Source organism: Pseudomonas sp. W5-36 (genome assembly GCF_046540455.1).
GTDB classification, from domain to species: domain Bacteria; phylum Pseudomonadota; class Gammaproteobacteria; order Pseudomonadales; family Pseudomonadaceae; genus Aquipseudomonas; species Aquipseudomonas graminis_B.
Genome location: NZ_JAXCIQ010000001.1, coordinates 490,594 through 510,775, shown reverse-complemented (window position 1 = coordinate 510,775; position 20,182 = coordinate 490,594). Strand labels below are relative to the sequence as shown.

The following is a 20,182-nucleotide window of genomic DNA, read 5'->3' as shown; positions in this document are numbered from 1 at the left end:
CCTCTCTTTCAGGCCGAGCCTTCGGCAACGCATTCGCCGCGGCGCCAAAGACTCCAGTGACCCGGTTCGTAGCGATTCCAGGTCTCGTTTTCGGTCAGCGGCTCGGTAGCGATCACCGTCACCACATCGTTGGGCGTGGTTTCGGCCTGGAAATCGACGATAACGTCGACGTCTTTCAGGCGCGCCGGGCCAAACGGGGCGCGGCGGGTGATGTGCACCAGCTTGGTCGAACAGTAGCAAAACAGCCAGTCGCCATCACTGAGCAGTGCGTTGAATACGCCTTTGCTGCGGTATTCGTTGCAGGCCTCGACCAGAGTCGGCAGCAACTGCTCGATCTCGACGGGCTCGGGAAACGCTTCACGCACCCGGTTGAGCAGGTCGCAGAACGCCGCTTCACTGTCGGTATCGCCCACTGGCCGATAAAACGTGGCACCGGGGTGAAAATCCGCGAGCTGACCGTTATGGGCGAAACACCAGTTGCGCCCCCACAGTTCGCGCACAAAAGGATGGGTGTTGGACAGGCAGACCTTGCCGACGTTGGCCTGACGAATGTGGCCGATGACCACTTCGCTCTTGATGGGGTAACGCTGGACCAGTTGCGCAACTTCCGACTCGCTGCTCGCGGCAGGGTCCTGAAACAGGCGCAGGCCACGGCCTTCGTAGAAACCGATGCCCCAGCCGTCGCGGTGCGGACCGGTACGGCCACCGCGCTGCATCAGCCCGGTGAAGCTGAACACGATGTCCGTCGGTATGTTGGCACTCATGCCCAGAAGTTCACACATGCTCGGGTCTCGGTGCGTTGAAGCACGCGTCTGGGAGGATGCCGGTGATCATCACAGTTTGGGTTCGACGCGATAGCGGCCGCTCGGCGCAGGTGCTGGCGATGCCGCCGGCGACGGGCTGGCGAAGCGTCCTGCAGGCTGGTCCGCGTAAGGCTCGTCGTGTTCCTTCTGCTCGGCGGCAGCCTGTGCAGCGGCGGCTTCGGCGTGGGCCAGACGGGCTTTTTTCTTGCGCAGGAACGGCAAGCGGATCAAGGCGTAAACCAAGTAGAGGCCCAGCGCGACGGCGCCGTAAGTGGCGAGGTCGAGCACGGCGCGCCAGACGTTGTTGCCGACTTTCAGCGCCAGATCCAGCACGCTGATCGCCAGCGCCGGGGCGTATTGATCCTTGGCCGGATCGACGATGGTCGGGCAGAACAACAGCACGGCGCCGATCACGCGCAGGGGTTCGCGCAGGTAGCGCCACATCCAGCCGGTCAGCTTGAACCACACCAACAGACAGCCCAACGCGGCGAACGCGTAAAGGCCCCAGGCAATCAGATAGTCGTTGTCGGTCATGACGTCCGTGGTAAGGCAGGTAAAGAGGCGCTTATGATAACGACTTTTCACCAGCCCGGCTTCCCCGGCTTCAGTTATCGGTCCGCCGCGTGTCCAGCACCGGGCAGCGCGACCGATCCCTTTTAAATGAGCCCACGTGAGAGAGCCCAGCATGCCTTCCGCCCGACACACTGCCACCGCCCCCGTCGCCCGCAAGGCTGACGGCGCCGACCCGTACGCCTGGCTGCAAAACCGCGACACCGATGAAGTGCTCGATTACCTCAAGGCCGAAAACGCCTGGCAGGAACAGCAGCTCGCCGACCTGCAGCCGTTGCGCGAAACCCTGTTCCAGGAGATCAAGGGCCGCATCCTCGAAACCGATCTGTCCCTGCCCTCCCCTTGGGGCCCGTATCTTTATTACACCCGGACCACCGAAGGCGACGAGTACGCCCGTCACTACCGCTGCCCGCGTCCGGCCGATGACTCCCAGACCCTCGACGAAAGCGCTGAAGAATTGCTGCTCGACCCGAACGAACTGGCCGGCGGTGGCTTCTTCTCCCTCGGCGCGTTCAGCATCAGCCCCGACCATCGGCGCTTGGCTTACAGCCTCGACACCAGCGGCGAGGAGGTTTATCAGCTGTACGTCAAGGAGCTGAGCAGTGGCGCGGTCAGCAGCCTGCCGTTCGAAGACTGCGACGGCAGCATGACCTGGGCCAACGACAGCCAGACGCTGTTTTTCGGCGAACTGGACGACACCCATCGTCCACACAAGCTGTATCGCCACAAGCTGGGCGAAGCATCCGCCGAGCTGGTGTTCAGCGAGCCCGACGGGCGCTTCTTCCTGCATTGCTATCGCAGCAGTTCGGAGCGGCAGTTGATCGTGGGGCTGGACAGTAAAACCACCAGCGAGGCCTGGGTGCTGGACGCGGGCACGCCCGAGCAGGCGTTCGTGTGCATGGCACCGCGCAGCGAAGGCCACGAGTATTCGGTGGACCACGGATTGATCGAGGGCGAATGGAGCTGGGTGATCCGCAGCAATCAGACCGGCATCAACTTTGCGCTGTACCACGCGACTGAAAAGACCGATGGCATCCCGCAACGGGGCGACTGGCAGAACCTGATTGCCCACAGCGAGACGGTCATGCTCGACGGCTTCAGCCTCAACGCCAAAGGCCTGACCTTGAGCCTGCGCGAAGGCGGCCTGCCGATTGTCGAAGTACATCCCCAAGGCCTGCCGGCGTATCGCGTGCAACTGCCGGATGCAGCGTACAACCTGTACGTGCAGGACACCCTTGAGTTCGACAGCGACACGATTCGCCTGCGCTATCAGTCGCTGAACCGTCCGCCGCAGGTATGGCAATTGTCGCTGGCCACCGGGGAACAGGTCGTACTCAAGGAAACGCCCGTACTGGGTGTGTTCGACGCCGATGCCTACGTCAGCCAGCGGTTGTGGGCGACGGCCGCCGACGGTACGCAAGTGCCGATCAGCCTGGTGGTCAAGCGCGAGCTGGCAGGTCAGACGGTTCCGCTGTATCTCTACGGCTATGGCGCGTACGGCGAGAGCCTGGACCCGTGGTTTTCCCATGCGCGACTGAGCCTGCTCGATCGCGGCATCGCTTTCGCCATCGCCCATGTGCGCGGCGGCGGTGAGCTGGGCGAAGCCTGGTACCGCAACGGCAAGCAGGAGCACAAGCAGAACACCTTCAGCGACTTCATCAACTGCGCCGAACACTTGATCGCGGAGAACATCACCACTGCCGAGCAACTGGTCATCAGTGGCGGCAGCGCCGGCGGCCTGTTGATTGGCGCGGTGGTCAATCAGCGTCCTGAGCTGTTCAAGGCGGCCATTGCTGAAGTCCCGTTCGTCGATGTGCTGAACACCATGCTCGACCCCGATCTGCCGCTAACCGTCACCGAGTACGACGAGTGGGGCAACCCGCAAGAGCCGGACGTCCATGCGCGGATCAAGGCCTACGCGCCTTATGAAAATGTCACAGCGCAGGATTATCCAGCCATGCTGGTGATCGCGGGCTATAACGACAGTCGCGTGCAGTATTGGGAAGCGGCCAAGTGGGTGGCGAAGCTGCGTGATCTAAAAACCGACGATAACCTGCTGTTGCTCAAGACCGAACTGGGTGCAGGCCACGGTGGCATGAGCGGGCGCTATCAGGGATTGCGTGACGTAGCACTCGAATACGGATTTATTCTGAAAGTGCTGAACATGGCTTGACGAAATCTGCGCGAGTGGTGTGTCACATGGCAAGCCCCGGACGCTGTAAAGTCCGGGGCTGCTCTCACGCCAGCCAGTGCTTCACGCAATCTCCCTGAACACTCAACAAGAACTCGCTATGTCTACATTACTCAACAAAGAAATCCGCGACATGCTGATGGACTGCGGTCTGTTCATAGCCCTGACGCCTGCAGAATTCGCCGCCGCTGCGGGGTACTTCAGCATCAGCAGCATTGAAAAAGGCGACGCGATCTTCAACGAAGGCGACGCGGGCACGTTCATGTGCATTATTCATTCGGGCACGGTGTCGGTGCAGAAGCTCAACAGCGACGGCCAACCGGTGGAGACCGCCGTACTGCGCAGCGGCAGAGCGTTTGGCGAAATGGCGGTGCTGGACGGCGAACGCCGCTCGGCCACATGCATCGCTGCATCGTCGTGCTACCTGCTGAACCTTGGCAAGGATTCGCTGGAAAAGATGCTCAACGAGGCACCGAAAGTGGCGGCGAAGATCATCCGCGCGATCGCGGTGGCCATGTCGAAGCGGCTGCGCATGATGGACGGCCAGGTGGTGACGCAGCAGGATTGAGAGCGTCGAGCGTGAGTCAGGGACTGGGCTTGGCCGACGGCTGCAAGCCGGGCAATGGCTCATCGTCCTTTGGCGGACCTGGCTGGGGAATCCTCGGCAATAACGGCGGGTTGCCTTGCCCGCCTGCATGGGGAACGCCCGGCGGTGCCACTTGCGGGTACGGCGTTGGCGTCGCGGTGCCGGGCGAACCCTCGGAAGCCGCGATGGGCTCGGGTGTATTCAGAACCGGCTGCAGGCTCTCGGCAGACGCTTGCGACGCGCCGAGCACAGTGATGACAATCGTCAGTAGAATGGAGCACTTCATCGTTGGCCTCCCCTGCCAATCTTTCGCTTACCGCTCAGGCTACTCCTGCGCAACCCATCGCGCTCTGACAAATTGCGCTGCATGCGGCCCTACCCTTTTGACGAGTTATCCATGAAACGTTTTGTTCTGCTCGACACCACTCCGATCCCTGATGACGGCGGCGCCTTGTGCCTGTTCGAGTACGGCGAAGATTTTGTCATCAAGATCCAGGGCGGCGACGGCGGCCAGTTGATGAACACCCGCATGCACGGCTCCGAAGACGCCCTGGCCGAAATACCGTGCAAGAAGGTCGCTGCCCGCCTTAACCCGCGGGTGCTGATCGGCGGATTGGGCATGGGCTTCACCCTGGCGTCGGCACTCAAGCACCTGGGCAAGAACGGCGAAGTAGTAGTCGCCGAGTTGGTGCCCGGCGTGGTGGAGTGGAACCGCGGCGCGCTGGGCGAGAAATCGGGCAATCCGTTGCAGGACCCGCGCGCCAAGGTCGTGGTACAGGACGTCGCTCAAGTGCTGAAAGCCGAACCCCAGGGCTTTGACGCGATCATGCTGGACGTCGACAACGGCCCTGAAGGCCTGACGCAAAAGTCCAACAGCTGGCTGTATTCGGCCGGCGGTCTTGCGGCCTGTGCCAGCGCGCTACGCCCAAAAGGCGTGCTGGCCGTGTGGTCCGCCAGCGCCGATGCGGCCTTCAGCGACAAACTGCGCAAGGCCGGTTTCAAGGCTGAAGAGGTCAAGGTCTACGCCCACGGCAACAAGGGCACACGGCATACCATCTGGATCGCTGAAAAACTCAAGGGCTGATCGACGGGCAAAGCGCTAGACTTGCCTGCATTGCTCTCCATCGCCAACAGAACACGAAACAGGTGACGCCATGAGTTCGGCCAACACGCCAACCAACACTTCCAAACTGGACCGCATCCTCGCCGACGCCCAGCGTGATCGCGAAATGGGTTACCGCGACAAAGCCCTGCGCATGTACCCCCACGTCTGCGGCCGCTGCGCCCGGGAATTTGCCGGTAAACGCCTCAGCGAGTTGACCGTTCACCACCGCGACCACAACCATGACAACAATCCCCAGGACGGCTCCAATTGGGAGCTGCTGTGCCTGTACTGCCACGACAACGAACACTCGCGCTATACCGATCAGCAGTACTTCTCGGAAAGCTCGACCAGCAGCCCGAAAGCCGCCAAGGCCACCCACAACCCGTTCGCCGCGCTGGCCGGGTTGATGAAGAAAGACTGAGGAATGAGCTGCACGTTTTGAGCGGCAAGCGGCAAGTAAAGCACAGCGGCGTCTGTCGGGCCACCGTTCACCGCCTCTTGCAGCTTAAAGCTTGAAGCTTGCCGCTGCTTCTTTCCCCTATAATCCTGCGCTTCCTCTGATGAGCACCCTCCCCCGTGGCCAACAAACGCTATGCCTGCATCGGCTTGTTCAATCCCAAATCCCCGGAAAACGTCGGTTCGGTGATGCGCGCAGCAGGCTGCTATGGCGTGGCGTCGGTGTTCTATACCGGCAAGCGCTATGAGCGTGCGCGTGATTTCGTCACCGACACCAAGAAGATTCATCAGGACATTCCGCTGATCGGCATCGATGACCTGAGAAAGATCATCCCGCTGGGCTGCGTGCCGGTGGCCGTGGAATTGGTCGAAGGCGCACGGGCGCTGCCCGAGTACACGCACCCGGATCGCGCGATTTACATCTTCGGCCCGGAAGACGGTTCACTGGATAAGGAAATCCGCGATTGGTGCGAAGACGTGGTGTACATCCCCACGACGGGCTGCATGAACCTCGCCGCGACGGTCAACGTCGTGCTTTACGACCGCATGGCCAAAGGCATCAACACCCGCTCCGGCCCTCAGTTCGGACGGGAAACCGATCGGACCTGACGTCCGCGCGCTGACAAAACGCATTGAACAGTTTGCGCTGCTGACAGTCAGCTTTAAGGACCCTACCTTTCACGGAGAACGCATCATGAGCGACACCCCGATCATTGAACGCATCGAACGACCTTTGCACGACTACCCGGAGCAGAACGTACAGGGCTGGGAGCGTATTGGCTCGCTGGCAGGTGGTGTCCTGATGATGGGCAAGGGTCTGCGCCGCGGCGGGATCTTTGGTCTGGTGCAACTGGCAATCGGCGGTGCCGTTCTGGCCCGTGGCATTACCGGCCACTGCTCGGCCAAAGCGCTGATCGACAAAAGCCGCAGCGAGATGGACGTGGCCCGTTCGCGCATCGAAGAAGCCGGCGCCGAGCTGAGCAAGCTGAAGACCAAGGCTGAAGTCGCTGTAGAAGACGCTGTCGACACTGGCGCCGACGCGTTGAAAGGTCCGAAAGGCGTCTGATCCACGCTGCATCGCACGCAAGCTCGTGACGGCTGAACCGACAGCCTCACGAGCTTTTTGCTTTAGCCCGCGCGAAAAATCAGGTAATCCTCCCAGTCGTCCTCCGGCACGCTGCCTTCACTGAGCATGCGGCCGGACTGAGAAATACGCTGCTTGTGCACCTGTTCCCGGTCCCCGCACACCAGGTGGTGCCAGAGCGGCAAGTCCTTGCCCTCGCTGATCAGCCGATAGCCGCAGGTGGGCGGCAACCACTTGAATTCATCAGCCTTTCCCGGCGTCAGCTGAATGCAGTCCGGGACCTGGGCGCGACGATTCGGGTAATCAGTGCAGGCGCAGGTCTTCAGATCCAGCAGCTTGCAGGCAATGCGCGTGTAATAAACGCTGCCGTCGTCCTCGTCCTCGAGCTTTTGCAGACAGCACAAACCGCAGCCGTCACACAGCGACTCCCACTCGACTGCATCGAGCTGTTCAAGGGTTTTGCGTATCCAGAAGGGTTCTACGATGGCGGCCATGGTTCTCGCGCAAACAGCTGTGGGGCAATGAAAGGCCGCCAGTCTAGAGGCACAAGTCATTTGGGCCAAGCATTGGCGACTGTCGGTAAACGCGTTCCTCCGGCTGGACCTGCTTTGGCGGGGTAATGCGGTCCGCGAAACGCCGAGCCCGCGTCGGCCGCTGGCTGAACGGGCGGCTGAAGGGGATTTCAGTTTGTAAGGGCTGGACGCTGGGTTTTAGTGGGATCGGCTTTAGCCGGGAAGGCGTCAGAAGCCACACCACAAAATGGATGGCGTACACATCGGCCTCTTCCCGGCTGAAGCCGGTCCCACTAAGTGCGCGCCGTGTCAGTAGAACCGGTTTCAGCCGGGGAGTACTTAATACCCCTTCGCGAAATCCACTTCGCCGCGCAATGCCTCGCCGGCGGTATAGGCCTTGAGGTTGTCCACGAACAGCTGAGTCATCGCCGGCGGCGAGGTCGGCGCCGAGCTGTGACCGGTGAGCAACAGGCCCCATGCCGTCCAGAACGGGTGACGCTGGGGCAATGGCTCCTGCCGGCAGACGTCAATGACCGCCCCCGCCAGATGCCCTTCTTTCAGCGCTTCGACCAGATCCGCATCCACCACCGCCGTGCCCCGCCCGACGTTGATGAACAACGCCGAGGGCTTGAAGCCGGCAAACAGTTTGGCGTTGTAGAGGTCCTGGGTCTGCGGCGTGTTGGGCAGCAGGTTGATGACGAAATCGACCTCGGCCACCAGACGCGGCAGGTCCTCCAGCGCAGCCACCTCAACGAACGGCGCTTCGGTCCGCGCACTCGACGCAACGCCATACAGCTCAACGCCGAACGGCACGAGGAACTGCGCCACGCAGCGGCCAATGTCGCCCGTCCCCACGATCAACGCCTTGCGTCCGGACAGGCTGCGGCCCATGCGGTTGTCCCACTTGCGCTCGACCTGACTGACCAACCGCGCCAGCACCTCACGCTCATGCACCAGCATGTATGTCAGCACGAACTCAGCCATCACCTGACCGAAGATGCCGACGGCGCGGGTCAGTTGATAGTCGCGGTACAGCCCGTCTGCCAGCAGCGGCGTGATGCCGGCCCAGGTCGATTGCAGCCATTTCGGTTTGTGGCCCTGGCGGAGCAGATTCGCCAGCAGGTCAGGCTGACCGAGCCAGATCGGCGCCTCGGCGGCCATTTTCGACAGTTCAGCGGAGTGACCGCTGCTCAACACTTCGATTTCGGGGGCCGCCTGGCGGAGGAGTTCGGTGTAAACGGGATAATCGTGTTCGGCGATCAGAACGCGCATGGCTTCAAAACTCGAATAAACGGGGCATGCGACCGCGCAGCGTTCCGGACCGCGCTCGATTAAGCCGGTCAGGTCTGACGCATGCAACGGTCCGGTGTACCCCTGCGGTGGATTGCAGGGTCAGAAATCGATCACATCGGATCGTTGCGGCGCAGCAGCTCTTCGGGCAGGTGCTCGATGTAATCGTCTTCGGCCGGTGGCATCTGCAGGTGGTAACCCTGCTTTTCCAGGTTGGCGAGCACCGCATGAATGTCTTCACGGGCCAGAGCGCGTTCTGGCGACAGGACCAGGTTGAAAGCGTGCTGCGGCTTGCCGAACGCAGTCAGCAATTCTTCAGGCACACGTTCCAGAGCGTCGCTCTTGAGGACATACAGGTACATTTCGTTCCTGCGCGGGCTGCGGTAGATGGAGCAAATATGTTTCAAGGCTGTTCTCCGGCATTGGCCAGGCTGTCGAGCAGCATCTGGCCCATCAATTCGCGGCGCCAGCCACGCAGCGATTCGGGCAATTTATAGGGACCGTCTGGGTAACCGGTCTTGAGCAGGGCTTCGAGAGTCTTTTTGCGCAGCATCAATTCCGGGGCCATGTCGAGGCGCTCGGCTTGCTGCTGGCCAATGACGCGCAAGCTCTTCAGCACGCTTGAAGCCTCGATCGGCAACGGCTCCGGCAAGGCGGGCGGCCACAGATCCGGCGACACGCTGCCGGCTTTTTTGATCAGGTCGAGCAGAAACTCGCCGTCCTGACGCACGGTCTTGGGGTGCATATCATCGATTTTCGCCAGCGCGGCGAGGTTGTCCGGCTGGGATTTTGCCAGCGGCCACAGCGAGTGCTCGCGCAACACGCGGTTGCGTGGCTGATTGCGCAGGCGCGCCTGCTGCTCGCGCCAGGCACAAAGCTCACGCAGCACGGCGAGTTGCGCCCGGGACAGCTTCCACGCCAGCTTGGCGTCGCGGTAAGCGTCATACGGATCGGTTTCGCGGCGCAGATTGGCGACCAGCTCGGCACCGTCCTCCAGCACCCAGGCGTACTTTTCATCGGACAGACGCGGACGCAGCAGGTTGTACACCTCTGCCAAGTGCACGGCGTCTTCGGCGGCGTAGCTGATCTGGGTTTCCGAAAGCGGGCGCTGCAGCCAGTCAGAACGGGTCTCGCCTTTCGGCAGGTCGATGTTCAGCACTTCCTGGACCAGACGCGAATAACCCATCGAGAACCCGAGGTTCAGGTAGGCCGCAGCCAGTTGCGTGTCGAACAGCGGCGCCGGCAGACTGCCGGTCAGGCGCAACAGCACCTCGAGGTCCTCGCTGCAGGCGTGAACGACTTTGATGACGTCAGGGTTTTCCAGCAGCGCGGCCAGAGGTCTCCAGTCGCTTATCAGCAACGGGTCGATCAGGTAAGCGCGTGAACCGTCGCCGATCTGCAACAGCGCGGCGATGGGATAAAAGGTGTCGACCCGCATGAATTCGGTGTCGAGCGCGACGTAGGACAGGGTCTGCCACTGTGCGCAATGTTCGGCGAGGCTATGGTCGTCGCGAATCCAGTGAATATCGATGGCCACACGGCTCTCCCTCGAAGAATGGCGCGCAGTATATATCGCTACAAGCGGTTACCGGGCATCCGTCCTGCAAGTCTCGAACAACTTCATCTTTGAAGCGCGCAAATAGCCGCCGCGGCAACGACCGTCCATCCGATCACTGATCACTGGCCCGCCTTGCGCAGCACGTACACACGCCACATGGCGTAGCCGGGCAGAAAGTCGTGGTGATCGACGATTCTGAAACCCGCCCGCGCGAACTCGGATTCAATGTCGCTGCGGCACACCACGAATCGATTGCGGGGCGCAGACATGCCGGCGTCCAGTCGACCCTGATGCCGTTTGCGACGCCAGGCTTTGACGTTACCGTCCACCCACAGCCCGACGATGGCCGTGTCGCGGGTTACCCGATGGAACTCGTCGAGAATCGCGCCGCGTTTTTCGCTGTCGGCCAGGTGATGGAACAATCGCATGCAGAAAATGCAGTCCACCGCGTTGCCGGACAGGCCGATGGAAAACGCCGAGCTCTGGAATGTGCGGATGCGCTTGCGCACTTCGTTGGATGACTGCGCCTCGGCGAGCGCCAGCCTGTCGGTGGACGGATCGGCCGCGAGGATCACCCGATTGGCATGTTCGGCCAGCACCGGCCAGAAACGCCCCGAACCCGACGGCACGTCCAGCACCAGTCCAGGCTCGCCCGCATCACGCAACGCCCTCCGTGCCAACTGCGCATCGCGCCACAGACTCAGACGTCGACTGAGGGTGTGTTCGTGCCCGCCCACGTACGCGTCAACGTGTATTTTTTTGCCGAGGGGCTCACTCATTGGCCAGTACCCCGTCCGTATAAATCCCCCGACAACCCGCGAACATGTCCAGCGCCGGGTTATAGGCCTTTGTCTGCACTTCCAGCAGGCCCAGCATCGAATGGAACAGGTTGTCCTGACTGAGAGGGGCATTGCGCTCTTTTTGCAGGCAATGGGTATCCACTGCGAATGACTGCTGATAGTTCTCGGAGAACCAGGCAATCATCGGGACATGTTTCTGTTGATCGGGCGCCAGCACATAAGGCGTGCCATGCAGGAACAGGTTGTATTCACCCAGTGACTCACCGTGGTCGGACAAATACACCATGGCCGTGTCCACTTTGCCCTGATTGCTGCGAAGAATATCAATCAGCGACGCCAGTACATGGTCGGTGTAGAGCAATGTATTGTCATAACCGTTGACGATACTTTCCCGGGAACAGTTATTCAGCGCATTGCTTTCGCACACCGGGGTGAACTTCTCGAATTCTTTTGGATAACGCTTGAAGTACTCAGGGCCATGACTGCCCATCTGATGCAGTACCAGCACGGTGTCCTTGTCCAGTGTGTCGATGAACTTCTGCAGGCCCTGCAACAGGATCTCATCGCGACACTCGTTGTTGGCGCACAGCGCCGGGTCCTTGAGATTGCTGACATCCTGCAACGTCACCCGGTCGCAGGTGCCCTTGCAGCCCGACTGGTTGTCCCGCCAGATCACATCCAGCCCGGCGCGTTTCAATACATCGAGCATGCCTTCTTCATTGCGCGCGGTGGTTGCGTTGTAATCCTTGCGGCCCATGTTGGAAAACATGCACGGCACCGACACCGCCGTCTCCGTGCCGCAGGAATGCACATCCGTAAAGGTGAGCAGGCCGCGCTCCTTGCTCAGCTGGGGCGTGGTATCGCGGTTGTAACCCAGGATGCCGAAGTTCTCCGCCCGCGCGCTTTCACCCACCACCAGCACGGTCAGCGACTTGCGCTTGTGCTGCTGCCAGTCGCTGGCAAGTTTGGCGTCCTGACCGATGCTCAAGAACGGCCGCTGCGCCGACTTGACCTGCTCGCTCAAGTAACCCACGGACGCTGCCAGGTAGTTGCTTGGCACCACCATCAGGCGCAACTCGTGGTGATTGCGAAACAGCGACGACAGCCCCTGGTAATTCATCAACGCAACACCGCCAATGGCGACCGCGCACACCACGGACACCAGCGCCTTGCTGAGCAACTCACGGGGCCAGCGGCGATAGGCAATCGGTGTTTTGAAAAGAATGAACGACGGCACCACACCCAGAAAGAAAAAATAAGCGAGCAACTTCAACGAGAGCAAATCGCGCACTTCCGTAACATTGGTTTCAGCGAAGTTTCTAAACATCCCCGAATCAATCATCACGCCGTATTGGCTCATGAAGTAAGCCACGCCGGCGCTGACGAAAAAGATAACGATCAACACCGGTTTTAATACGCGTTTGAACGCTAACAGCGTGAAGAAAATATTAAACGCACAAAACACCATCAGCGCAAAAGCACAACGCAACAACAGGCCCTTACCATCAGAGTCAGTAGTTGCAAATAAATGCTGCCAGAGGGTCAGGTTAAACCCGATCAATAAAAAGGCACTGGCAAGCACTGTCACAAGCTCGGGACGAACTGCTTTGACGTTCAGCATAAAAGTCTGCTTGGGTGGAAATGAGAATATAAACGCGGAGGAAACCCCGCCGATGCCGCGAACTTTAGGCATCTGGCCATCAATTTTTTGTGAAAAGGATGAGAACGAATGGTGGGGTGGGATTGTTGCTTATTCGATAGGATCCTGCGGTGCAAGCCGCAGGAAATTAGCCAAGTCTTCAGTAGCCGATCAAGCTTTATGCCGAACAGGTCTGCGCCGCTGCATCCTCAACCATCATCTGGGCCGCCTTCTCGGCGATCATCACGGTCGGCGAGCAGGTGTTGCCGGAGGTGATGTTCGGCATGATCGACGCGTCCACCACGCGCAAGCCGGTGATGCCGTGCACGCGCAGGCGTTCGTCGACCACAGCGTCGCGGCCCTGCCCCATCTTGCAGGTGCCGACCGGGTGAAAGATCGTCGTGCCGATGACGCTGGCGGCCTCGCGCAGTTCTTCCTCGGTTTGCAGGCCCGCGCCGGGCAGGTACTCCACCGGCTCGAAGCGAGCAAGCGCAGGCGCGGCGGCGATGCGACGGGTCAGGCGAATGGCGTCGGCCGCCACTTTGAGGTCGGTCTCGTGACTCAAATAATTCGGCCGAATGACCGGCGCGGCATCGGCCAGCGCCGAACGGATCTCCACCGTCCCACGGCTCTGCGGGCGCAAGTCGCACACTGACGCCGTGAATGCAGGGAAGCCGTGAAGCGGTTCGCCGAAGCGCTCAAGGGACAAGGGCTGCACGTGGTATTCGAGATTGGCGCTCGCCTGCTCCGGCCCCGAGCGCGCAAAAGCACCCAACTGACTCGGCGCCATTGCCAACGGCCCACTGCGATTGAAGGCGTAGCGCAGGCCCATGTTCATCTTGCCCCACAGACTGCCGGCCATCTGGTTCAACGTCTGGCCATTGGTGACCTTGTAGATCAGGCGCAACTGCAGGTGATCCTGCAGATTCGCGCCAACCCCGGGGAGCTCATGCCGAACGCCAATGCCGAGCTTTTCGAGCAATGGCCGCGGCCCGATGCCGGAGCGTTGCAGGACCATGGGCGATCCGATGGCGCCGCAGCAAAGGATGATTTCCCGTCGCGCGCGAAGCGTCTGTTCCCGGCCGTTGACGCGAGCAATCACCCCGCTGGCTCGACTGTTTTCGAACACCAGCCGCGACACCTCTGCACCTGTGACCACCGTCAGATTTGGCCGCTTCAATGCCGGCCGGAGAAATGCCTTGGACGCGTTCCAGCGCACACCGCGCCGCTGATTCACCTGAAAATAGCTGCACCCTTCGTTGTCGCCGCCATTGAAGTCGGGGATCGACGGGATGCCGGTTTGAGCCGCCGCTTCACGGAACGCATCCAGCAACGTCCATGAAAGACGCTGCTGCTCGACACGCCACTCACCTTTCGCGCTGTGAAGGTCCGAGTCGCCGGCGTAATGGTTTTCCGAGCGTTTGAAGATTGGCAGGACGTCACTCCAGCCCCAACCCGTGTTGCCCTGCTCCGCCCACCCGTCGTAGTCCCGGGCCTGCCCGCGCATGTAGATCATGCCGTTGATGGACGAGCAGCCGCCCAGTACTTTGCCGCGGGGATAGTTGAGCGCGCGTCCGCCGAGGCCTGGCTCCGCTTCGGTTTTGAAGCACCAGTCGGTGCGCGGATTGCCGATGCAGTAGAGGTAACCCACCGGCACATGAATCCAGGCGTAATTGTCCTGGCCGCCGGCTTCAAGCAGCAGGACCCGATGAGCAGGATTCTGCGACAGCCGATTGGCCAGCAGGCAGCCCGCCGGGCCTGCGCCGACGATGATGTAGTCATGAAGACCGACGTCCGTTTGCATGCGTCCCTCGCTGATATTTTTTGTTTTTATGCAGGCCCCATCCTGAAGTTTTTCGCCACAAAACAAAAGACCGCCGCATGTTTCCATGGGGCGGTCCGGGGTGAAGCGTTTGCCGTCAGTGGCTGTGCGATTACACCGCGCTGCGACGGTAGCTGCGGTAGTTCGGCATCCAGAAGTGACGCTCGATGGCTTCGACGAGCATTTCTTCGGTGGTCTCCAGCGCCATGCCTTCAGCTTGAGCCTGCTTGGCCACGGCCAACGCAATCTTCTTGCTCACCTGTTGAATCTCCTTCAGCGGCGGCAGCACAGCGTCACCTTTGCCCGTCACCATCGGCGAGCATTCGGCCAGCGCATTGGAAGCCGCCATCAGCATTTTGTCGGTGATGCGCGTGGCTTTCGACGCCACAACACCCAGGCCGATGCCCGGGAAAATGTAGGAGTTGTTGCACTGCGCGATGTGGAACGTGCGATCACCTACGGTGACCGGGGCAAACGGACTGCCAGTCGCCACCAGCGCGTCGCCGTTGGTCCAGGTCAGCACTTCCTGCGGGGTGACTTCGACCTTCGAGGTGGGGTTGGACAGCGGCATCACCAGCGGCTTGGCGCAGTGCTTGTGCATCTCGCGGATGACCTGCTCGGTGAACAGCCCGCGTTGGCCGGACACGCCGATCAACACAGTCGGCTTGCCATTGGCGACCACGTCCAGCAACTCGGGCGAACCCTCACCGCTCGACCAGCCCGCTACGTCGGCAGACTTCTGCGCGAGGTTCTTCTGGAAGTCCAGCAAGTTGTCCATGCTGTCGGTCAGCAACCCGAAGCGGTCGACCATCATCACGCGCTTGCGCGCTTCGGCTTCGCTCAGACCTTCGATCACCATGGCCGCAATGATGTGCTCGGCAATCCCGCAACCCGCCGAACCCGCGCCCAGGAACACCACCCGCTGCTGGCCCAGTGTTTCGTGCTTGGCCTTGCACGCCGCCAGCAACGTACCCACGGCAACCGACGCAGTGCCCTGAATGTCGTCGTTGAAGCAGCACAACTCATCGCGGTACTTCTCCAGCAACGGCATGGCGTTGGTCTGGGCGAAGTCTTCGAACTGCAGCAGCACGTCCGGCCAGCGGCGCTGAACGGCCTCGATGAACAGGGCCATGAAGTCGTCGTATTCCTTGCCAGTCACGCGCTCGTGGCGCCAGCCCATGTACATCGGGTCGTCCAGCAGCTCTTTGTTGTTGGTGCCCACGTCGAGCACGATCGGCAAGGTGTAGGCCGGGCTGATGCCGCCGCACGCGGTGTACAGCGAAAGCTTGCCGATTGGGATGCCCATGCCGCCAATGCCCTGATCGCCCAAGCCGAGGATGCGCTCGCTGTCCGTCACCACGATGATTTTGATGCGATCTTTCGTTGCGCTGCGCAGGATGTCGTCGATGCGGTCGCGCTCGGGGTAGGAAATGAACAGCCCGCGGTGGGTGCGGTAGATCTTCGAGAATTCCTGACACGCCTGACCCACGGTCGGGGTGTAGATGATCGGCAGCATCTCGTCGAGGTGCGAATCCAGCAGGCGGAAGAACAGGGTTTCGTTGTTGTCCTGAATCGAGCGCAAGTAAATGTGTTTATCCAGGTCGCTCGCACATTGCTGGTACTGGTTGTAAACGCGGGTGACCTGCTCTTCGATGGTTTCGACGTTCTGGGGCAGCAGGCCGACCAGGTTGAAATCGATGCGCTCTTGGGGTGTGAACGCACTGCCCTTGTTGAGCAGCGGCATTTCCAGCAACGAAGGGCCGGCATAGGAAATATATAAAGGTCGCGAGGTCTTGGTCATTTGCAGTGATCGCCTTTTCTCTGTTTGCTCTATCAATACGTCGTCGAAACGATGCCCCGGAGGTCGATGCATACGACGCTCAACGCAGGATCCGTCCGAAGAAATAGGGGGGTAAAAACAGGGTGCCTATCTTACTCGCCTGAAAACGATTGCGACATTTTGTCGCCCTACGATTGCGAAATGATGGAGCCAAGTCGTCTAAACGGTCAGAAACTGGCCGTGCATTGGGAACCAGCAGGCCGTGGCGGGTCACAGTAAAAACGACGTTATGGCAAATCGACCGTTTCGAGCAAAGCTCTTTCGACCACGGTCACCCTCGACCGAGACACGAAATGCCTTACACATTGAACTGGCGATGAGCCATTGCAGTCACATTGATATCAAAACGGAGATATTAATGTCAGGCCAGCGCATCTTTCGCATCCACTACCGCTTTCTGGGCGAGCACCGAGTATTTCTCCAACCCGACTCAGTGCTGGACGAATCAGACGCCTGGTATTACGCCTGTCTGCACGCAGGCATAGGCGTGCTGCACAACCTGTCCAAGACTCGGGAGGAGCTGACAGCGTTGATGGCCCATGGTCGCCGCTACGGTTTGACGGACGTGCGCTGGGGGGAGTGGGTCTGATTGATTGCCCTCCAAGCCGATCTACCCACTTTTTTGACGCCGTGGTCAGGCCTGTCCAACGCGCTGAATCACATAGCTCGCCTCAAAGCCATGCACACACCCAATCACGTTGAATCCCTTGAAATAGCCCGTCGCGCGAAGCAGGTCCACAGCCGGGCCGACTTCAGGTGAATGCTGGAAGTCGCCGTAATCGTCGAACACAATAAAGCCACCCGGTACGACGCTGGGCGAATACAGCAGGAAATCCAACAGCACATTGCGCCCGGCATGGCCGCCATCGATGTGTAACAGCGCCACCTTCGGCGACAGGTTGTAGAAACGCTCGGCGCATAACTCTGAATAGCCCCTCAGCACCAGAGCGTTCGAGAACAGCTTCTCCTGGTAATAACTGAACTCTTCAAACTGATTGGGCAGCTCAAAGGGATCAATCCCGATGATGCGGCGCTCGCGGTTGCAGACCTCATTCATCAGCACCAGCGACTTGCCCTTCCACACGCCAATCTCCACCACATCACCGGGGATGCCTTCGACCAGCAGCGCCAGATACCCCAGCAGCCGCACATGATCATGAAACGACAACTCCTTGCGCGGCATCGCCCGCTCCGCCGGCAACGTGCTCTGCGCCTGCTCGAAATGCTCGCCAATGAATGTCCAGATCTGCGCGATCGAATCGTTGAGTTCCGGGTTGCTGATGAAGTCGTTGAGCTGTTGGATGGTAGTCATGGCTTCTCTGACTGGCCGGAAGGGCTGAGGGATTGGGGGTGGAGCGTGGAGCGATCTCGTACCGTGAAGGGGCGTGAGATCGAGAGTAGGCGGGGGTTGGGAAAAGTAAAGTGCCAGATACCCAATCGCTAACGCTCCATGACCGATGTCGGAGGAGTCCATCAATTACTGAATAATCTCAGGTCGGCACGACCGCCGAGTTTATCCTTGGGAAGAAAATCTGGGATGGGAGTGCATCACCTGTAACCCATCCACCCAAAATATTTAAGAAGAAGGTCCCTCCTTTTTTTTCAATATGAAAATCTATTAATCCAAGAAGCCCCATGAGAAAAACATGCTCTTCACAACCAAACCTCTCCGGGATAAAGCACAGATCAAAATCATCAAAAACCTCATCAACAGAATAGTCCCCCGCCTCATAAAGTTTTGCGTAGGAAATTATGTCCCGCCTTAAAGAAAGGGCTTGAAAATATGATTTCCGCTGCATCCAGAGATCCACTATTTCTTCGACACTCAGCACTCCTACTCTTAGCTCCTCCGGGAGGTGATCGAGGATCCCATCTCCCAGGTCTTGCATAAAATCTATTAACTGCATATATCCGCGCATTATTACCTCAAGGTATAGGGAACGCTGTGACAATGTAAGCTGGCATGCGATTAAAGTCAGCGAACTCGATGACAACTCTTACCTTAGTCATCTTCACAAGTGAGGGGCGTCAGATCAGGAGCAGGCGGGAGTTGGGGAAAGTAAAGTCCGGGCAAGGTGACGAAGCATCTCCCCAGCCCAGCGCCGACTTGATCTAGCGAAAACCTAACCAGCCAAAGCCCTTGATCAACAGATCCTTTCGTTTTCTCTCAATATGGACGTCGATTGAACACAATATGCTCGTGAACAATTCCCACTCTTCACAGCCAAACCTTTCTGGAATGAAGGAAAGATCGTACCACGACAATATTTCATCTACGGAATAGTCTCCGGACTTATAAAGCTTTATATAGCTTATGAGATCATTCCTGAGGGAACGTGCTGCAAAATACGACTTCCCTTGCATCCATTCCTCTATTACCTGATCCACTGTGAGCTGTCCTACCCTCTGATCCTCAGGCAGATAATCAAGCACCCCGTCAGCCAGATGCTTCATGAAGTGGATGAGTTCCATATAGCCTCGCATGGATACCTCTTGAGGTTTCAAAGAAGTGACACTGTATTCAGGGGCCTGAGCCATCGACTGAGGTTCTCAGATTTCAAGCTACCTGAAAATGACCCATCGTCCGACATAGGGCGCCCTCCTTACGCAAATGGCTTGTTAGCGGTACTGTCCCAACCATCACACTGCCACCGTATGCACGCCGCTGTTGTGAGTACTCGAACTTGATACGACAGTCATTCGGGTGACCACTTCAACTGGGAAGCCAGACTGTTCCGCCCCCTGCCCACTCACCAAGGCAATCAGCGGGGCAATGGGCACTGAAGATGGTCAGAGCGCATAATTCAGAGAGGTTTTCTCGCGTCATCTTAAGGACTTGCCAGACGAAGAAAAATTTTAGCCGACCGTCCTCAAGAGTGCCATACCGTCAGAACCTTTCGCAGACGCCCAAATCTTCAAGCCCCTTCTTATTTAAAACCAAACCAACCGAAATATTTTTTAAAGCTTTTTTTCTTCTCAATTCAATATGCACGTCGAGCATACCCAGAATTTGAGCTAACAATTCTGGATCCTCACAACCAAATCGCTCTTCTACGAAACCGATATCGTAGTAAAAGAACAACTCATCAACCGAGTAATCCCCCTAAGCATGCTTACGAAGATATGATTTAATATCACTTCGTAATACACCGACTTCGTAGCAAGACTTCTTGTCCGTCCAACATTTAAGAAACTCCGTCAGCGACATAGGGCTGGTACGCTGATCTTCAGGAAGGTAATCCTGAATAGCTGTACCAAGCTCAAGCAGAAATTTGATAAGACTGTTATATTGTCTCATTTATCCTCACGGAATGGGAAAAGCAGTGACAATATAAGCAGGCATAAAGTTATATTCTTCGTATTGAATAACAACCCTCACTTTGCTCATGCTAACTAATTTTTCTGGATCTAAACGCAGTACACCGCTGCCAATTATTTCGTTTAGATCCATTACCAAAACAAGGCGCTGCTCTTTAAGTAAAAATCTAACGTTGGACAACATTTGGATTTTTAGTCTATTAGCCTTTAAGACCTGACTAACTGCCCATTCAGTCCACTAGCCACCGGCATTCCTTAATAATTTATTACGCAGGCGATTTTTGAACTCTTTATCAAGCAAGCTCAAAACATTTTTCAGAAAAAAATATAAATCACCTTCGAAATAATCCTCAACGAAAGACGTTTCCTGTCCAAACGGAGGATCTACATATTCTAGACCCTCTGGGGTCATATGGTTTTTAATGTAGCTTTTTATCTGTCTTCTTAAAAAAAATACGTTCAACAAATTTCGATCATCTATGTATCTGGTAACTATCTCATCTAACTCTAGTCGTTTGAACAGCGCCTTCTCATCATCGGTAATAAATTCGCCTACACCTTCTCCCACTTCGTAAATGAACTCAGTTATTAATCTGTACGCCACAATT

Annotated in this window: 23 protein-coding genes and 1 pseudogene; 7 read left to right on the top strand and 17 right to left on the bottom strand. The window is 58.4% G+C overall.

Annotation, left to right across the window (positions count from 1 at the left end; genetic code table 11):
- Positions 1 to 8: 8 nt before the first annotated feature.
- The gene (locus tag SLW74_RS02465; protein ID WP_065986787.1) at positions 9 to 782 is read right to left on the bottom strand and encodes a class II glutamine amidotransferase; all 774 of its coding nucleotides are present in this window, start codon (positions 780 to 782) and stop codon (positions 9 to 11) included.
- Positions 783 to 833: 51 nt separating this feature from the next.
- Positions 834 to 1,337 (bottom strand): MFS transporter, encoded by a 504-nt coding sequence (locus SLW74_RS02460; protein WP_410928044.1) that lies wholly within the window; start codon positions 1,335 to 1,337, stop codon positions 834 to 836.
- Positions 1,338 to 1,488: 151 nt separating this feature from the next.
- On the opposite strand from SLW74_RS02460, the gene SLW74_RS02455 reads away from it, so the two are divergent.
- Positions 1,489 to 3,546 (top strand): S9 family peptidase, encoded by a 2,058-nt coding sequence (locus SLW74_RS02455; RefSeq protein ID WP_410928043.1) that lies wholly within the window; start codon positions 1,489 to 1,491, stop codon positions 3,544 to 3,546.
- 118 nt (positions 3,547 to 3,664) lie between these two features.
- Positions 3,665 to 4,132 carry a Crp/Fnr family transcriptional regulator gene (locus SLW74_RS02450; RefSeq protein ID WP_192132072.1) on the top strand — a complete coding sequence of 156 codons (468 nt, stop codon included), beginning with the start codon at positions 3,665 to 3,667 and terminating at the stop codon, positions 4,130 to 4,132.
- 16 nt (positions 4,133 to 4,148) lie between these two features.
- Here SLW74_RS02450 and SLW74_RS02445 read toward each other — a convergent pair whose 3' ends face one another.
- Positions 4,149 to 4,436, bottom strand: a complete 288-nt coding sequence (locus tag SLW74_RS02445; protein WP_410928042.1) for a hypothetical protein — start codon at positions 4,434 to 4,436, stop codon at positions 4,149 to 4,151.
- Between the two features lie 111 nt (positions 4,437 to 4,547).
- On the opposite strand from SLW74_RS02445, the gene SLW74_RS02440 reads away from it, so the two are divergent.
- The 4 genes from SLW74_RS02440 to SLW74_RS02425 all read left to right on the top strand — a co-directional run bounded on the left by SLW74_RS02440 (position 4,548) and on the right by SLW74_RS02425 (position 6,777).
- Positions 4,548 to 5,234 carry a spermidine synthase gene (locus SLW74_RS02440; protein ID WP_192132076.1) on the top strand — a complete coding sequence of 229 codons (687 nt, stop codon included), beginning with the start codon at positions 4,548 to 4,550 and terminating at the stop codon, positions 5,232 to 5,234.
- Positions 5,235 to 5,304: 70 nt separating this feature from the next.
- On the top strand, positions 5,305 to 5,676 hold the full coding sequence (locus tag SLW74_RS02435; RefSeq protein WP_065986779.1) for a YajD family HNH nuclease: 372 nt from the start codon (positions 5,305 to 5,307) through the stop codon (positions 5,674 to 5,676).
- Positions 5,677 to 5,831: 155 nt separating this feature from the next.
- Entirely contained in the window at positions 5,832 to 6,320 is a 489-nt protein-coding gene (locus SLW74_RS02430) for an RNA methyltransferase (protein WP_065986778.1), read from the top strand.
- A gap of 85 nt (positions 6,321 to 6,405) precedes the next feature.
- Positions 6,406 to 6,777 (top strand): DUF2892 domain-containing protein, encoded by a 372-nt coding sequence (locus tag SLW74_RS02425; RefSeq protein ID WP_065986777.1) that lies wholly within the window; start codon positions 6,406 to 6,408, stop codon positions 6,775 to 6,777.
- A gap of 62 nt (positions 6,778 to 6,839) precedes the next feature.
- On the opposite strand, the gene SLW74_RS02420 is transcribed toward SLW74_RS02425, so the two are convergent.
- From SLW74_RS02420 to SLW74_RS02385, 8 genes are all read right to left on the bottom strand, one after another.
- A complete protein-coding gene (locus SLW74_RS02420) occupies positions 6,840 to 7,289 on the bottom strand; it encodes a YcgN family cysteine cluster protein (RefSeq protein WP_410928041.1) in 450 nt (149 codons plus the stop codon).
- A 357-nt stretch (positions 7,290 to 7,646) separates the two neighbouring features.
- Positions 7,647 to 8,579 (bottom strand): D-2-hydroxyacid dehydrogenase, encoded by a 933-nt coding sequence (locus SLW74_RS02415; protein ID WP_065986775.1) that lies wholly within the window; start codon positions 8,577 to 8,579, stop codon positions 7,647 to 7,649.
- Positions 8,580 to 8,710: 131 nt separating this feature from the next.
- Positions 8,711 to 9,004: a YcgL domain-containing protein gene (locus SLW74_RS02410; protein WP_065986773.1), complete on the bottom strand. Its 294-nt coding sequence runs from the start codon at positions 9,002 to 9,004 to the stop codon at positions 8,711 to 8,713.
- Positions 9,001 to 10,134 carry a ribonuclease D gene (rnd, locus tag SLW74_RS02405; protein WP_410928040.1) on the bottom strand — a complete coding sequence of 378 codons (1,134 nt, stop codon included), beginning with the start codon at positions 10,132 to 10,134 and terminating at the stop codon, positions 9,001 to 9,003. The genes SLW74_RS02410 and rnd overlap by 4 nt, the downstream gene beginning before the upstream one ends.
- Positions 10,135 to 10,274: 140 nt before the next feature.
- Positions 10,275 to 10,934: a class I SAM-dependent methyltransferase gene (locus SLW74_RS02400; protein WP_410928039.1), complete on the bottom strand. Its 660-nt coding sequence runs from the start codon at positions 10,932 to 10,934 to the stop codon at positions 10,275 to 10,277.
- Complete coding sequence (locus SLW74_RS02395) at positions 10,927 to 12,576, bottom strand: phosphoethanolamine transferase (protein WP_410928038.1); 1,650 nt, start codon at positions 12,574 to 12,576, stop codon at positions 10,927 to 10,929. Before SLW74_RS02395 ends, SLW74_RS02400 begins: the two co-directional genes overlap by 8 nt.
- Before the next feature lie 196 nt (positions 12,577 to 12,772).
- A complete protein-coding gene (locus SLW74_RS02390; protein WP_410928037.1) occupies positions 12,773 to 14,398 on the bottom strand; it encodes a GMC family oxidoreductase in 1,626 nt (541 codons plus the stop codon).
- Between the two features lie 130 nt (positions 14,399 to 14,528).
- Positions 14,529 to 16,217 (bottom strand): NAD-dependent malic enzyme, encoded by a 1,689-nt coding sequence (locus tag SLW74_RS02385; RefSeq protein WP_410928036.1) that lies wholly within the window; start codon positions 16,215 to 16,217, stop codon positions 14,529 to 14,531.
- Between the two features lie 397 nt (positions 16,218 to 16,614).
- Here SLW74_RS02385 and SLW74_RS02380 point away from each other — a divergent pair, with 397 nt between their 5' ends.
- A complete protein-coding gene (locus SLW74_RS02380) occupies positions 16,615 to 16,845 on the top strand; it encodes a DUF6555 family protein (protein ID WP_065986976.1) in 231 nt (76 codons plus the stop codon).
- Between the two features lie 45 nt (positions 16,846 to 16,890).
- Here SLW74_RS02380 and SLW74_RS02375 read toward each other — a convergent pair whose 3' ends face one another.
- The 6 genes and pseudogenes from SLW74_RS02375 to SLW74_RS02350 form a co-directional block, all read right to left on the bottom strand.
- Positions 16,891 to 17,568: a class I SAM-dependent methyltransferase gene (locus SLW74_RS02375; RefSeq protein WP_065986762.1), complete on the bottom strand. Its 678-nt coding sequence runs from the start codon at positions 17,566 to 17,568 to the stop codon at positions 16,891 to 16,893.
- A 178-nt stretch (positions 17,569 to 17,746) separates the two neighbouring features.
- Positions 17,747 to 18,163, bottom strand: coding sequence for a hypothetical protein (locus tag SLW74_RS02370; protein WP_410928035.1), 417 nt, complete (start codon positions 18,161 to 18,163; stop codon positions 17,747 to 17,749).
- 205 nt (positions 18,164 to 18,368) lie between these two features.
- Complete coding sequence (locus SLW74_RS02365) at positions 18,369 to 18,740, bottom strand: hypothetical protein (RefSeq protein WP_410928034.1); 372 nt, start codon at positions 18,738 to 18,740, stop codon at positions 18,369 to 18,371.
- Positions 18,741 to 19,143: 403 nt separating this feature from the next.
- The gene (locus tag SLW74_RS02360; RefSeq protein WP_410928033.1) at positions 19,144 to 19,338 is read right to left on the bottom strand and encodes a hypothetical protein; all 195 of its coding nucleotides are present in this window, start codon (positions 19,336 to 19,338) and stop codon (positions 19,144 to 19,146) included.
- A 222-nt stretch (positions 19,339 to 19,560) separates the two neighbouring features.
- Positions 19,561 to 19,794 (bottom strand): annotated as a pseudogene (locus tag SLW74_RS02355) (RNase A-like domain-containing protein); the annotation flags it as partial.
- An 18-nt stretch (positions 19,795 to 19,812) separates the two neighbouring features.
- Positions 19,813 to 20,178, bottom strand: a complete 366-nt coding sequence (locus SLW74_RS02350; RefSeq protein ID WP_410928032.1) for a hypothetical protein — start codon at positions 20,176 to 20,178, stop codon at positions 19,813 to 19,815.
- Positions 20,179 to 20,182 lie beyond the last annotated feature (4 nt).

What these genes read in the sequence shown, in the direction of transcription:
- SLW74_RS02375 (WP_065986762.1), bottom strand. Translation starts at nt 17,568, where the DNA reads ATGACTACCATCCAACAGCTCAACGACTTCATCAGCAACCCGGAACTC.
- SLW74_RS02395 (WP_410928038.1), bottom strand. Translation starts at nt 12,576, where the DNA reads ATGCTGAACGTCAAAGCAGTTCGTCCCGAGCTTGTGACAGTGCTTGCC.
- SLW74_RS02385 (WP_410928036.1), bottom strand. Translation starts at nt 16,217, where the DNA reads ATGACCAAGACCTCGCGACCTTTATATATTTCCTATGCCGGCCCTTCG.
- SLW74_RS02415 (WP_065986775.1), bottom strand. Translation starts at nt 8,579, where the DNA reads ATGCGCGTTCTGATCGCCGAACACGATTATCCCGTTTACACCGAACTC.
- SLW74_RS02400 (WP_410928039.1), bottom strand. Translation starts at nt 10,934, where the DNA reads ATGAGTGAGCCCCTCGGCAAAAAAATACACGTTGACGCGTACGTGGGC.
- SLW74_RS02380 (WP_065986976.1), top strand. Translation starts at nt 16,615, where the DNA reads ATGTCAGGCCAGCGCATCTTTCGCATCCACTACCGCTTTCTGGGCGAG.
- SLW74_RS02370 (WP_410928035.1), bottom strand. Translation starts at nt 18,163, where the DNA reads ATGCAGTTAATAGATTTTATGCAAGACCTGGGAGATGGGATCCTCGAT.
- SLW74_RS02465 (WP_065986787.1), bottom strand. Translation starts at nt 782, where the DNA reads ATGTGTGAACTTCTGGGCATGAGTGCCAACATACCGACGGACATCGTG.
- SLW74_RS02445 (WP_410928042.1), bottom strand. Translation starts at nt 4,436, where the DNA reads ATGAAGTGCTCCATTCTACTGACGATTGTCATCACTGTGCTCGGCGCG.
- SLW74_RS02440 (WP_192132076.1), top strand. Translation starts at nt 4,548, where the DNA reads ATGAAACGTTTTGTTCTGCTCGACACCACTCCGATCCCTGATGACGGC.
- SLW74_RS02455 (WP_410928043.1), top strand. Translation starts at nt 1,489, where the DNA reads ATGCCTTCCGCCCGACACACTGCCACCGCCCCCGTCGCCCGCAAGGCT.
- SLW74_RS02425 (WP_065986777.1), top strand. Translation starts at nt 6,406, where the DNA reads ATGAGCGACACCCCGATCATTGAACGCATCGAACGACCTTTGCACGAC.
- SLW74_RS02460 (WP_410928044.1), bottom strand. Translation starts at nt 1,337, where the DNA reads ATGACCGACAACGACTATCTGATTGCCTGGGGCCTTTACGCGTTCGCC.
- SLW74_RS02390 (WP_410928037.1), bottom strand. Translation starts at nt 14,398, where the DNA reads ATGCAAACGGACGTCGGTCTTCATGACTACATCATCGTCGGCGCAGGC.
- SLW74_RS02420 (WP_410928041.1), bottom strand. Translation starts at nt 7,289, where the DNA reads ATGGCCGCCATCGTAGAACCCTTCTGGATACGCAAAACCCTTGAACAG.
- SLW74_RS02450 (WP_192132072.1), top strand. Translation starts at nt 3,665, where the DNA reads ATGTCTACATTACTCAACAAAGAAATCCGCGACATGCTGATGGACTGC.
- SLW74_RS02435 (WP_065986779.1), top strand. Translation starts at nt 5,305, where the DNA reads ATGAGTTCGGCCAACACGCCAACCAACACTTCCAAACTGGACCGCATC.
- SLW74_RS02365 (WP_410928034.1), bottom strand. Translation starts at nt 18,740, where the DNA reads ATGCGAGGCTATATGGAACTCATCCACTTCATGAAGCATCTGGCTGAC.